The 12,697-nt window shown below is 51.5% G+C and carries 15 protein-coding genes, 1 tRNA gene and 1 riboswitch; all 16 genes read right to left on the minus strand.

Translation table 11 applies throughout. The features are described 5' to 3' along the window. Positions 1-1,089, minus strand: a 1,089-nt coding sequence (locus JDF658_RS10560) for a CoB--CoM heterodisulfide reductase iron-sulfur subunit A family protein (RefSeq protein ID WP_143311989.1), incomplete at its 3' end; no start/stop codon positions are given. Between the two features lie 115 nt (positions 1,090-1,204). Further along, positions 1,205-1,300: transfer RNA gene (locus tag JDF658_RS14460), tRNA-Cys, on the minus strand. A 46-nt stretch (positions 1,301-1,346) separates the two neighbouring features. After that, positions 1,347-2,126 (minus strand): biotin/lipoate A/B protein ligase family protein, encoded by a 780-nt coding sequence (locus tag JDF658_RS10565; RefSeq protein ID WP_078665075.1) that lies wholly within the window; start codon positions 2,124-2,126, stop codon positions 1,347-1,349. 14 nt (positions 2,127-2,140) lie between these two features. Further along, positions 2,141-3,133: a radical SAM protein gene (locus JDF658_RS10570; protein WP_079907581.1), complete on the minus strand. Its 993-nt coding sequence runs from the start codon at positions 3,131-3,133 to the stop codon at positions 2,141-2,143. Continuing rightward, entirely contained in the window at positions 3,130-3,975 is an 846-nt protein-coding gene (locus JDF658_RS10575) for a radical SAM protein (protein ID WP_079907582.1), read from the minus strand. The genes JDF658_RS10570 and JDF658_RS10575 overlap by 4 nt, the downstream gene beginning before the upstream one ends. After that, complete coding sequence (gcvPB, locus tag JDF658_RS10580) at positions 3,975-5,420, minus strand: aminomethyl-transferring glycine dehydrogenase subunit GcvPB (protein ID WP_079907584.1); 1,446 nt, start codon at positions 5,418-5,420, stop codon at positions 3,975-3,977. Before gcvPB ends, JDF658_RS10575 begins: the two co-directional genes overlap by 1 nt. A gap of 1 nt (position 5,421) precedes the next feature. After that, positions 5,422-6,759: an aminomethyl-transferring glycine dehydrogenase subunit GcvPA gene (gene gcvPA, locus JDF658_RS10585; RefSeq protein ID WP_079907586.1), complete on the minus strand. Its 1,338-nt coding sequence runs from the start codon at positions 6,757-6,759 to the stop codon at positions 5,422-5,424. 20 nt (positions 6,760-6,779) lie between these two features. After that, on the minus strand, positions 6,780-7,157 hold the full coding sequence (gene gcvH, locus JDF658_RS10590; RefSeq protein ID WP_079907587.1) for a glycine cleavage system protein GcvH: 378 nt from the start codon (positions 7,155-7,157) through the stop codon (positions 6,780-6,782). Between the two features lie 6 nt (positions 7,158-7,163). Next, on the minus strand, positions 7,164-8,261 hold the full coding sequence (gene gcvT, locus JDF658_RS10595; RefSeq protein WP_079907589.1) for a glycine cleavage system aminomethyltransferase GcvT: 1,098 nt from the start codon (positions 8,259-8,261) through the stop codon (positions 7,164-7,166). Positions 8,262-8,437: 176 nt separating this feature from the next. Further along, a riboswitch (glycine riboswitch) is annotated at positions 8,438-8,539 on the minus strand. 52 nt (positions 8,540-8,591) lie between these two features. After that, positions 8,592-9,653 (minus strand): ABC transporter ATP-binding protein, encoded by a 1,062-nt coding sequence (locus JDF658_RS10600; RefSeq protein WP_079907591.1) that lies wholly within the window; start codon positions 9,651-9,653, stop codon positions 8,592-8,594. A gap of 1 nt (position 9,654) precedes the next feature. Then, complete coding sequence (locus JDF658_RS10605; RefSeq protein ID WP_079907592.1) at positions 9,655-10,347, minus strand: ABC transporter permease; 693 nt, start codon at positions 10,345-10,347, stop codon at positions 9,655-9,657. A 17-nt stretch (positions 10,348-10,364) separates the two neighbouring features. Beyond that, complete coding sequence (locus JDF658_RS10610) at positions 10,365-11,231, minus strand: substrate-binding domain-containing protein (protein WP_079907594.1); 867 nt, start codon at positions 11,229-11,231, stop codon at positions 10,365-10,367. A gap of 52 nt (positions 11,232-11,283) precedes the next feature. Next, positions 11,284-11,613, minus strand: coding sequence for a winged helix-turn-helix domain-containing protein (locus JDF658_RS10615; protein WP_159446620.1), 330 nt, complete (start codon positions 11,611-11,613; stop codon positions 11,284-11,286). A 115-nt stretch (positions 11,614-11,728) separates the two neighbouring features. Further along, positions 11,729-12,181, minus strand: a complete 453-nt coding sequence (locus tag JDF658_RS10620) for a DUF6114 domain-containing protein (RefSeq protein ID WP_079907597.1) — start codon at positions 12,179-12,181, stop codon at positions 11,729-11,731. Between the two features lie 50 nt (positions 12,182-12,231). Further along, complete coding sequence (locus JDF658_RS10625) at positions 12,232-12,477, minus strand: hypothetical protein (RefSeq protein ID WP_079907599.1); 246 nt, start codon at positions 12,475-12,477, stop codon at positions 12,232-12,234. Between the two features lie 25 nt (positions 12,478-12,502). Next, the coding region (locus JDF658_RS14665; RefSeq protein ID WP_207651243.1) for a hypothetical protein at positions 12,503-12,697 on the minus strand (195 nt) is incomplete at its 5' end.

Genomic DNA, 12,697 nt, shown 5'->3' on the forward strand with positions numbered 1-12,697 from the left:
ATTTAACAGGCGTTCCAGTTGTAAACCGCTGATGACATCCTGGTATCTACCCCCGCCATATTCCTCATATCTGGTCCAGTCAAATAGCTCATAACCGGTAGCTACCACAATCGCTCCTACCTGTTCCTGGATCAATTCCTCCTGTTGAGTGTAATCAATAGCTCCATTGGGACAAATTTTAGCACAGAGACCACATTTATTTTCCTGAATTTTACGGCAATTTCTAGCATCGATAACCGGTTTATTGGGTACAGCCTGGGGAAAAGGTCTATAAATGGCTGTTCGCATGCTCAGGCCCTGTTCAAATTCACTGGCTACCTTGCTCGGGCACTTACTTTCACAAATGCCGCACCCGGAACATCTGGCCAGATCTATATACCGTGGTTTCTGGTGAACGGTAACAGTAAAATTGCCCAGATAGCCCTCAACCTTAGCTACTTCCGCCAGAGTATAAATTTTTATCTTTGGATGCTGGGCTGCCTCCACCATTTTTGGTGTACATATACAGGCTGAACAGTCCAGGGTAGGAAAAGTTTTATCCAGAGCTGCCATTTTACCACCAATGGTTGGCTCTTTTTCTACCAGTACCACTTCATAGCCGTGTTCAGCAATATCCAGAGCAGCTTGCAACCCGGCTATTCCGCCCCCTATCACCAGTGCTCTTTTATTTATAGGCAAAAAATCTTCAAACAACGGTTTGGCCCGACTAACTTTGGCAATGGCTTTTTTGACCAGGGCAATAGCCTTTTCTGTGGCCAGCTGGGGTAGATGAGAATGAATCCAGGAACAATGTTCGCGCAAATTAGCCATTTCCAGCATATATGGATTCAAACCAGCTCGCTTCAGGGTTTTACGGAAGGTAAGCTCGTGCATGCGTGGAGAGCAGGAAGCAACTACCACCCGTTCCAAACCATGCTCCTGGATAGCCGAAATGATCATCTGTTGCCCTGGTTCAGAGCAAGTATACTTGTGATCTGTTGCCAGCACTACTCCTGGCAATGAACGTACAGCTTCCACCACTTGCGGTACATTCACAACACCACCGATATTGGACCCACACCAGCAGACAAACACTCCAGTTTTCCCCATTATTCCATCCCCTTATCAACAATGCTCTGTTAAATTATACAATAACTTATTATTATCTGGCTAATAACTTTTTGTTATAATCAAGTTAAAAAAAATACCGGTAACAGTACCGGTATGGAGGGGAGAGTTGGAATCGAACCAACCCCCGGACGGGTTACGTCCAGGCCGAGCGGATTTGCAGTCCGTGGAGGGACCCAGCCCCCTTCTCCCCGCTCATATTATACCCAATTATTACTTATGATAAAAATAAAAATTAGTTATCGTAAATTGTTCCAGCTTTCCTGGCTGTATTTTTCCGCTACCAGCATTGCTGCCTGTGCCTTTTCCTGCTCTGTAAGCAAACCCGTTTGCAGTTCTATACCCAGGCCCTGGCTAAAGCCAGCTGTAAAGGCAGTTACCAGTTCCTCATATTCCGGTTCCCGTCCCAGAATCGCACCAATAGTGATAGCCCGCTGGTGAAAATTACTGAGCAGCCGCCTCCGCATTTCTTCGCTGGGAAAGCGGAGACAGGCGAAAAGTTTCTCCGTCTCCAGCCGCACCAGGATGGAACCGTGCTGCAAAACCACTCCCTGTTTGCGGGTCTGGGCACTGCCCACTAATTTTTTGCCCTCTACCGTCAGTTCATACCGGGAAGGAGCATCAAAACAGGCTGAAGAAGCCGGTTCTGTTCCGCTTTTACCTTCTGCCAGACATGCATCGATCCCCAGATTTTTTAAACCTGTCAGCAGACCCCGGGAAATCTTTAAATATGATTCCAGCACTGAACCGCTAACCGCCGGATGGTCCTGCGGGGCTATCAGGCTATAGGTCAGCTCATGTTCATGAAGAACCGCTCTGCCTCCAGTCAGGCGGCGCACTACTTTTACTCCCAGCCGCTGACAGGCAACCAGGTCCACTTCCTGTTGCAGCCGCTGAAAATACCCCAGGGACAGACCGGGAGGCTGCCAGGCATAAAAGCGCAGGGTAGGAGGAACCTGGCCAGCAGCTACTGCTTCCAGAATGGCTTCATCCACGGCCATATTCCAGTAAGGGTCCATGCTGCCACTATCAATCAAGCGCCACTGCACTGTTCCTCCTCCTTCGGCTCAGTTTTTAGACTGCTGAAAAGGAAAGCCAGTTCCTGCTCTCTCTCTGCTTCAGTCAGCGGCCGGGGATAATTATACATAATACCCCCTGGTTTCTCATTATAATAGGGCCGGTTGCAATCTGGACAGCCACTGGTCTGGAATGCCCTGCCACAGGCCAGCCATTGCCGTAACTGCTCCCTGGCTCCCAGATAAACCAGGCGACCACTGGCAGTAAAAATCATTTGTTCTACCCTGACCAGTTTGTTTTTGATTAACCAGTGGGCAGCCTGGATGCGGCGATACTGGGCCAGCGGTGGTGGCGGCCGGTCTGCCAGAGCTGTACCCGGCACAGGGGTAAAGGCAAAAAGAGCCACTGTTATTCCCTGGTCGGTAAAACGCTGCAGCAGCTGGCAAATTTCTTCTTCCCGCTCTCCCAGGCCAACGATGAGATGAGTGCTAATTCGCCCCGGAAAAGTTCGGGCGGCAGCTTCGATAAAAGCCAGCTGTTCACCCCAGGAACCGCCCTTGATCTGGCTATAAAGTTCAGGATTGGCTACATCCAGAGGTAGTCCAATCCGTTCTACACCCGCAGCCAGCATTTCCTCCAGCCGAGCCATATCCATGCGTGTGCAGGAAAGGCAAATGGGCACATCGGTTTGCCGTGTCAGTTCTGCAATCATCTCCCGGGTTTGCAGCCAGGCCTCCCGGCTGTTAACCACTTGCAAACAGGTGCGTTTGATCTCCCCGGACTGAAAAGCAGCAGCAATCCGGGGCACCACTTCCTGCATCTGAAAACCCGGCCAGGTCACCCGGGAGAGGAGATCAGAACGGCTCTGGCTGTCCCGGCCTTGAGGACAGAAGCCACAGGAACGACTGCACTTTTCCCCCGCCATCAAATAGGCGGTGGTGGGAGGGGCATCGGTTTTAAGCTGTTTTAGCCCCAGTACATGGGCTGTACCCGCTGAAACCTTGATCATAGTACACAACACTCCTCCCCGTAGACTATCTCCAGTCCCAGGGTTTGCGCCAGCTGAACAGCTCCCGGGGTGGGCTGCACCAGCCGGTTGATCCCGGCCCTGATGGCCAGTTCGTCCAGCCGGGCCCGATATTTGCCTTTGGGCCGCATACACCCCAGGTGAATGGGCAAATTAGGAAAACGCAAACGGGCCTCGCTCAGCAAATCCACCACTCGTTCTAAGGGCGGCGGCTGACGATCGGCATAGCGGGTGCCGGGAGTCGGGGTAAAGACTATAAAAACCAGTCCCTCGGTCCCCAGCTCGGCCAGCAAATCCAGCGCTCTTTCTTCCCCGCTTTCCTCTCCTCCGCGCAAACCGATACAAATATGGGGCAAAACTCTGACCTTTTGCCTGAGAGCCTGATAGACCCGGACATAATCTTCCACCGTTTTTTCCAGGCCCAGGGCTTCGCGGATGGTAGCATCATCAGCAACAAAATCAAAGGAAACCACATCAGCAATCCGGGCCAGAGCTGGAATTTCCTCCTCATTCACCAATCCCACATGCATGTTGTAGCGGCTCTTTCCTTTGGCCTGGAGCAGTAGATCCAGCTGGCGGGACCAGGGGACCCGGCCCTGACCATCACAGCCGCCGCTAATCAGATAGCTTTTAGCTTGCCCTAAGATTTCTGGTTTCAAAGCAGCCATCTTTTCCAGATAATGCCCACCGCAATGACTGCAATTCAGGGCACATTCCTTGCCGGTCACACTTATCCCTTTGGTTGCATGGGGGCGGTCAAAATAAATTCTGGGGGGAAAATGGGCCTGGCGCACTTGCCAGGCCGTTTGTAATTTCTTTTCCATTATTGACCATCCCATTTCAATACAGGCTGTCTGGCCGCCCGGGCTTCATCTACCCGACCAATGGGGGTAGTATGGGGAGCTGATGTCAGCAGCTCCGGATTTTCCTCCGCTTCCCGGGCGATTTTGATCATACTGGCAATAAATTCATCCAGAGTCTGTTTGGACTCCGTTTCTGTGGGTTCGATCATCAGGGCTTCCTCCACGATCAGCGGGAAGTAGACCGTAGGCGGATGATAGCCATAATCCAGTAACCGTTTGGCTATATCCATAGTTCTGACACCATAAGGTTTTTGCTTTTTGGAATTGAGCACAAATTCGTGTTTGCAAATCCTGTCAACAGGAAGATAATAATGCTGTTTCAGCTGACTGAGCAAGTAGTTGGCATTAAGTACAGCATTTTCGCTGACAGCCTTCAGGCCTTCTCCGCCCAGAGCCCGCATGTAAGTATAGGCCTTAACTGCCACCCCGAAGTTGCCATAGAAGGAACGCACCTTACCAATGGACTTGGGTCGGTCATAATCCAGGCGGTAACCATCCTCGCCTTTCACTACAACCGGTACAGGCAGGAAAGGTGCCAGGAAATCCCGCACTGCTACCGGACCGGAACCAGGGCCGCCGCCCCCGTGGGGAGTGGAAAAGGTCTTATGCAGGTTAAAGTGCATTACATCAAAGCCCATATCTCCCGGCCGAGCAATTCCCATAATGGCATTGGCATTGGCCCCATCATAGTAGAGCAAACCGCCTTTGCTATGCACGATTTCCGCAATTTCCCGGATGTTTTCTTCAAACAAACCCAGAGTGTTGGGGTTGGTCAGCATTAAGGCAGCGACATGCTCATCCATCACCTTTTTCAGGGCTTCCACATCCACACAGCCCCGCTCATCGGATTTCACCGCTACCACTGAATAGCCGCAAATGGCGGCAGTAGCCGGGTTGGTGCCATGGGCGGAGTCAGGAACAATCACCCTGGTGCGTTTATCCCCCCGGCTCTCATGGTAGGCCCTGATGATCATCATCCCGGTATATTCCCCGTGCGCCCCCGCTGCCGGTTGCAGGGTCACTGCCGGCAAACCGGCAATTTCCGCCAGATACTCCTGGGTCTGGTACAGCAACTCCAGAGCCCCCTGGATCGACTCCTCCGGCTGATAGGGATGCAGCCAGGCAAAACCGGGTAAGCGAGCGGTATTTTCATTGATTTTAGGATTATATTTCATCGTACAGGAGCCCAGGGGATAAAAACCGGAATCCACCCCGTGATTGAGACGGGAAAGCTCGGTGAAATGGCGAATGACTTCCACTTCACTCACTTCCGGCAAGCCCTTTACTTCTTCTCTTAATTCCACTCCCGGTAACAGTTCAGCCAGCTCCCGGGCAGGTACATCACAATCCGGCAGGGGATGACCAACACAACCAGGGCGGCTGAGCTCAAAAATCAGTTTGGCCATCTTACTTCACCTCCCCCAGCACTGCGATCAGACGGTCTATTTCCTGCCTGGTTCGTTTTTCAGTGGCTGTCCACAGCTGGGTACTGGTCAGTTCGGGATAAACCCACTCCAGATCCAAACCGCCAATAAATTTGTGGGCCAGCAACTTTTCATTGATCCGCCGGGGCGATTGAGGAGTCTTGATAGCAAATTCCCGGAAAAAGGGTGCTGTAAAGGCTGGTGCAAAGCCGGGAAGTTTTTTCATTTCCTCAAAGAGATAGTGGGCCTTTTGCACATTCAATTCGGCAACTTTCCTAACCCCCTGCTTGCCCAGCAAACTCAGGTGAATAGTGGCAGCCAGCGCACAGAGAGCCTGGTTGGAACAAATGTTGGAGGTAGCTTTTTCCCGGCGAATATGTTGTTCCCGGGCCTGCAGGGTGAGAACAAAAGCCCGCTGGCCCCGATTGTCAACGGTCTGGCCGACAATTCGGCCCGGCATCCGTCTTACCATCTCCTCTTTCACAGCCATAAAGCCAAAAGAAGGTCCGCCAAAACTGGGAGGATTGCCCCAGGGCTGGCCATCACCAACCACGATATCCGCACCATATTCACCAGGAGGAGTCAAAAGGCCCAGGGAAATGGGGTCAGCGATAACCACAAATTTGGCCCCAGCCTGCTTGGCCATCTCACCAATCCTCTCGCCCTGCTCCAGACAGCCAAAGAAGTTAGGTTGCTGGATAATCACCACCCCAGCCAATGTATCCAGTTGTTCCCGTAACGCAGCTTCAGAGGTTACTCCGTCTTCATAGGGGATTTCCACCACTTCCAGCCCCTGGCCCCGGGCATAGGTCTTCACCACGGCCCGGTATTCAGGATGAACGGCAGTGGAAATCAGAATCCGCGGCCGGCGGGTGGCTGCACAGCCCATCAGGGCCGCTTCCGCCGTGGCTGTAGCCCCATCATACATAGAAGCATTGGCCACATCCATGCCAGTCAACTGGCAGATCAGGGTCTGGAATTCAAAAATCGCAGTCAGCGTCCCCTGGCTTATTTCCGGCTGATAGGGAGTATAGGCTGTGTAAAACTCGGAACGCAGGAGAATATGATCTACGGCACCGGGAATATGATGGTCATAAACCCCTGCCCCCAGGAAGGATACATATTCCTGCAGGCTGGCGTTTTTGGCAGCCAGTTCCCGCAAATGGGCAGCTACTTCCATCTCGTTCTTAAACCCGGGAATCTGTAATGGCCGCTGCATTTTCACTTCCGCCGGAATGTCAGCAAACAAGTCCTCAATACTGTTCACTCCCATAGCGGCCAGCATTTCCCGCCGCTCAGCCTCGGTATGCGGTATATACATGCGGTTATGCCCCCTCGCTCTTATTCGTTGGCCAGCAATTCTTCGTATTCGTCAGCAGTCAGCAAATCCGCCGGTTCTTCGCTGATTTCCACCTTGACCATCCAGGCAGCATAGGCATCTTCATTGATTTTTTCAGGGGCGTCGATAAGCTCCTGGTTTACTTCCACCACTTTGCCGGTTACCGGAGCGTAGATGTCGGAAACAGCCTTCACGGATTCCACAGTACCGAAACTTTCACCGGCAGTGATTTCAGTGCCCACCGGCGGCAAATCCACAAATACCACATCGCCAAGGGCTTCCTGGGCATGGTCTGTGATGCCGATAATCGCCATGTTTCCTTCAATTTTTACCCATTCATGATCTTTGGTGTACTTTAAATCTGCCAGCACTTTGCTCATACTCAATTACCTCCCTCTTTTATAAAAAGGCAAACTAACGATTTTTGCCTTTACTTCCTTGTTACGAATCATAACGGCTACTTCCTGACCAGTTTGGGCCACATCAGCAGCTATGAGGGCCATGGCCAGGTTTTTCCCCAGGGTTGGAGCCATGGTTCCGGATGTAACCATCCCAATTTCCTGGCCCTGATAAACTACGGGATAACCCTGCCGGGCAATGCCCCGCTCTACCATTTCCAGACCTACCAGCTTGCGCTTCAGTCCTGCTTCAGCCTGGGCCGTAAGAGCAGTCTTGCCGATGAAATCTTCCGGTTTATCAAGGGCGATGAATCTCTTCAGGCCAGCTTCCAGGGGTGTAATATCTTCGCTCAGTTCATGGCCATATAGAGGCATAGCAGCCTCAAAGCGCAGGGTATCCCGGGCCCCCAAACCGATAGGCTTAATACCCTTATCCTGTCCAGCCGTAAGCAGGGTTTGCCAGAGCTGCCTGGCCTGGTCCGGTGAACAATAAAGTTCCCAGCCATCCTCCCCGGTGTAGCCGGTGCGGGAGATAATACAGGGTATGCCCGCAACCTCACCTCGGGTGAACCAGTAGTAGCGAATAGCATCTAACTGAACGGGAGTAAGGGGCTTAAGGATCGCAGTAGCCTGAGGTCCCTGAATGGCCAGCTGGGCCACAGTATGGGAAATGTTTTCCACCTCCACTCCTGCCGGGGCCAGCTGCTTGATCCATTCATAATCCTTATCAGTATTGCCGGCATTGACTACAAGGAGATATTCCTCCGCATCCTCCTTGTATACCAGCAGGTCATCCACCGTGCCACCGTGTTCATAGCACATGGGAGAATAGAGGATTTGCCCTTTTGCTAACCTGGCCACCTGGTTGGGCAGCAACTTTTCCAGAAAGGCCAGGGCCCCGGGGCCTTTAACGGTAATTTCCCCCATGTGGGAGACATCAAAAAGACCTGCTGCCTGGCGGACGGTCTGGTGTTCATCGATAATGCCACTGTACTGAACCGGCATTTCCCAGCCCCCAAAATCCACCATCTTCGCTCCGGCGGCTATATGCAACTCATAAAGGGGAGTGCGTTTCAATTCTGCCAACAGGAACACCTCCTTAACATTAGTATGTGCCAATGGGGACAAATAAAAAGGACAGAGACAAGCCTTTTTGGCTTTTCTCTGTCCTGGTTACCTGAGAGATTACCCGCAATAGTTACGGGCTTCCCCTTGGGTGTTTCGGGCAACCTGGCAGTCTACCCGAAAGCTCTCCAGAGTGGGGTCTGAAGTCAGTTCTTTTGCCTGAGAGTTTTGATCTGCGGCCGCCAACCGCCCATCTTGCTCCTTCGGCGCCCTTTAAGGGTCTCTCCCGACCTCTTCCTCCCCCGTATATTCAGTTTCAAGGCAGGTCTCCATTTATAATATATTCGCCAACTAACCCGGAAGTCCTTCTTGATCTGACAAAAAATTTAGGCTATTCCGGGTTTCAATATAATGTAACTGTTTTTTATTGATTACTGCCCAGGCCTGTTCCCCTAATTGCAGCCGCAGCTGGTTATCTGCCCAGCCCCAAACTTCCAGTCCTTCACAAAGGAGACAATAGTAAACCCCATCCCAGTGTTCTTCCACATATTTTACCTTCCCAGGCCAAAGCCAGCTCTCACCGGCTACAGCCGGTTTGGCGCCGAGGATTCGCACGCACCGGGCCGGAATAGCCCCCAGACCGGGCGGCAGTTCCTTTAAACCCGGCAGACTTCCTCCGGTAGGCCAGAGATTTTCCACCCCAAAAAAACGAGCTATCGCCTCACTAGCCGGCCGTTCGGCCAGTTCCCGCACCGTTCCCACCTGAGCCATTTGCCCCTGCAACAGTACCAGCCCCCGGTCAGCCAGTAACGGCAATTCCCGAAAGTCATGGGTAATGAACAGGGTGGTGATGCCCGTTTCTTTCAATAACAGACGCAATTCCCGCAGGAGACGGCTACGGGTAGGTGCATCCACAGCGGCAAAAGGTTCATCCAGCAAGAGCACCTGGGGCTTAAGAACCAGGGCACGGGCCAGGGCTACCCGCTGAGCTTCCCCTCCACTTAAATCTTGAACTCGGCGCCGGGCCAGCTCCGTCAGGCCCAGCCGTTCCAGCCAGGGCCCGGCCAGCTGTTCCCGCTCCCGGGCAGATAGGCCACGAAATTTCAGCCCCAGGGTGACATTATCCAGTACGGTTCCACTGACCAGCAATGCCTCCTGAAAAACCAGGGTTACCGCCTGGCGCCATTGATAAGGGTCCCGGCCCGGGCCCCAGACCATTTCCCCGGCGCGAATGCTGCCCTGGCTGGGGCAGAGGATCCCGGCCACTGTCAGCAGCAATGTACTTTTGCCTGCCCCATTAGGACCCAGCACCGCCATGATTTCCCCGGCTCCAACCTCTAAGCGCGGCAAGGCAAGTACCAGCTTACCCCCGCGCTTTACCTGTAGATTTTCCAGTAACAGCGGCCAGCCCATTTCAACCTCTCCTTTGCTGCAACAGGGTGAGCAGATAGGTTACTCCATAACTTAAAAATAGCAGAACAAAACTCAAAGCCATGGCCAGGCCAAAATTGCCTTTACTTACTTCCATTACTGTTGCTGTGGTTAAAACCCGGGTTTCCCCCTGGATATTGCCCCCTACCATCATGGAAGCACCTACTTCCGAAACCACTGCTCCAAATCCGGCCATGACTGCTGCCAGCAGGGAATAACGGGCTTCCTTGAGCAGGATCACGATAATATGTAAAGGGCTGGCTCCTAAAGATTGCAGCTGCCAGATCAGTTTGGGATTAATCTGTTGAATGGCGGCCATGGTCAACCCCACAATGATCGGAGTAGCAATCAAAGCCTGAGCTATGATCATGGCGGCAGGGGTATAAAGAAGATGAAAGAAACCCAGGGGCCCATTGCGCCAGAGCAAAATGGTCACCAGCAGACCAGCTACCACCGGCGGCATACCCATACCGCTGTTAACCAGAGTCACCAGCAAGCGCCGCCCCCGAAAATCTCCTAAAGCCAGGTACACACCCAGGGGAATCCCTATGACAAGACTTAAGATAGTAGCTGTGCCTGAAACCCGCAAAGAAAGGGCAATAATGGCCCAGGTCTCCCTATCCCCTTTGAACAGTAATTGTATTGCCTGAACCATCCCTTCCCAGATTAAATCCATCCCTTACACCTACTTTATCATTGTTTGACTGCATCCGGATAAAACAGCGGCTGGCCATATTTATCAACACCAAATTGCCCGATCATGCGCTGGGTTTCCGGTTTGAGCAAAAAGGCGATAAAAGCTTTAGCTCCTTTGGCATTAACTTTGGGATATTTAGCAGAATTCACTGCCATGACATGGTAAATATTTTTTAATTCCTGACTGCCCTGTACCAGAATTTCCAGATTTATTTTATCTTTTAAAGCAAGGAAAGTACCCCTGTCAGTAATGGTATACCCTCTTTTTTCCGCCGCTACATTTAATGTCTGTCCCATACCGCTCCCTGTAGACTGATACCATTTGCCGGCGGGTTTGATCCCAGTTTTTTCCCATACCTTTTGCTCAAACTTATGGGTACCAGAATCATCTCCCCGGGAAAGGAAGAGTGACTGACTTTGCGCAATCCTTTTCAGGGCTTCCTTAATATCTTTACCCTTGACTTGCGCCGGATCTTCCGCCGGACCGACCAGGATAAAATCATTATGCATTACCAGGGAGTAATCAGTCACCAGCCCCTGGTCAACCAGCTTTTTTTCGGAAGCGGGGGCGTGGGTCAGCAGTACATCAGCCTCACCCCGTTCTCCCAGGGCTAGAGCCTGCCCGGTCCCTACCGCGATAGTTTTCACTTTATAGCCTGTTTCTTTTTCAAAAGCAGGTACCAGTACATCCAGCAAACCAGAGTCCTGAGTGCTGGTGGTCGTTGCCAGAATAATTTCCTTGTTCGCCTGTTCTTCTACTGATTTTACCGCTTTCTCTTCTACGGAGCTACTTACGGAGCTACAGCCCACCAGGTTAATTACGAGCAACATTAAAATCGATAACCAAATGCCAATTTTTTTCATAACCATCCTTCCTTTCGTTCTGTTGAATTGTGCATAACGAATGCAAAAAAATTTAAAAAGGTTTTCTTTGTTGCCAGTGGCGGATGACCGCTTCCATTTCTGCAGTCAGTTGCTCAAAAAATAGCAAAAGCCTCTCTCCGTCTTCAGTTAAAATCATCCCCCCTCCGTTTTCACCCCCGGTCTGTTTATAAACCAGTTCCCGCTGCAATGCAATTTCCGCTTTGCGCAACCTGCCCCAGGCCTGCCGGTAAGAAATGCCTAAATTCTGTGCAGCCTGATTTAATGAGCCATAATGTTGAATCGCTTTCAGCAAATTGATCAGGCCACTTCCCCCGACAGCTTTTTCCTGAAATACCAGCCACGCTTTCCAGCGTATATCCATTTTCTCGCCTCCACTACCGGATAAAAATATATTCGGCAGGAATAGTAAAATTCCTGCCATTATTGGGCTAAATTTATGGTTTTTTCTTTATATTTATTCCCTGCCCAGGCCAAAATCAGGCAACGCCCAGCAAGCTCAACAAACCGCCCAGCAAAACTCCGCCGGCGGCCCCTACATAGGAAAGCACAGATAAGACAAGGATAATGAGCCCTAAAGCCAGATGCCAGTACGGAAATACCAGGGCCAGGACAGCCAGGGCCAGCAAAAACAGTCCCAGTACCATGCCTGCCCAGTAGAGCCCGCTATTGGGCAAAAAGAGGATGGGAGCAATGTCAATGCCAAACCATAATACCATGATACTGCCATAGATAGTCAGTACTGCTCCCAGGGCCGGCCGCTTTTGATTGTGAGCCAGAATAAAGCCCCAGGAGTTAGTAGCCAGTAAAGCCAGCGGCAATGCCAGCCAGGGGCCGACGTCCATTTCACTGAGAACTACAGTTAATGCGGCAAGGAGGGGTTTCCAGAGTAATTCCCCCGGCAGAGCCAGATATCTTCCCTTTTCTTTCATCTTACCCAACAACTGGTAGAAAAAGCCACTGTAGAGCCAGATTCCCAGAGTCAGGCCAAGAAAAATCCCGGGAAAACATAGTTTTTGGGAACGATAGCACCCCCCACCAAACCTAATGTCACTGCTCCCCCAATCCCGCAGGTCAGGCGATCATAGGTGAAATATTTAAGCAAGATGACCATCAGTCCGATACCGAGCAAAGCCCCCAGCAGAGCTGAAACCAGACCCAGGTACCACCAGACCCCGCCGGTAAAGACTCCCAGGAGGCCACCCAGAATAATAGCCTGTATTTTCATTTTCCTTCCTCCTCGTATCATATATTTAGAGATTTAACCTGAACGGTAATATTAACCGTTCATTTTTTGTACCAAATTTGTTCTTTAAAAACTGGAAATTAGACTTCCATTTTGCTGCTATTCCAGGCACAATGTAATCGTGAGATTGCTTTCTGGGTAGGTATTCGTCCTCCTTGAGGCTTGACCTTTTGAAAAGAGTGACCCCCAGCTCATGGTCTGC

The organism is Carboxydocella sp. JDF658, assembly GCF_002049395.1.
GTDB lineage: Bacteria > Bacillota.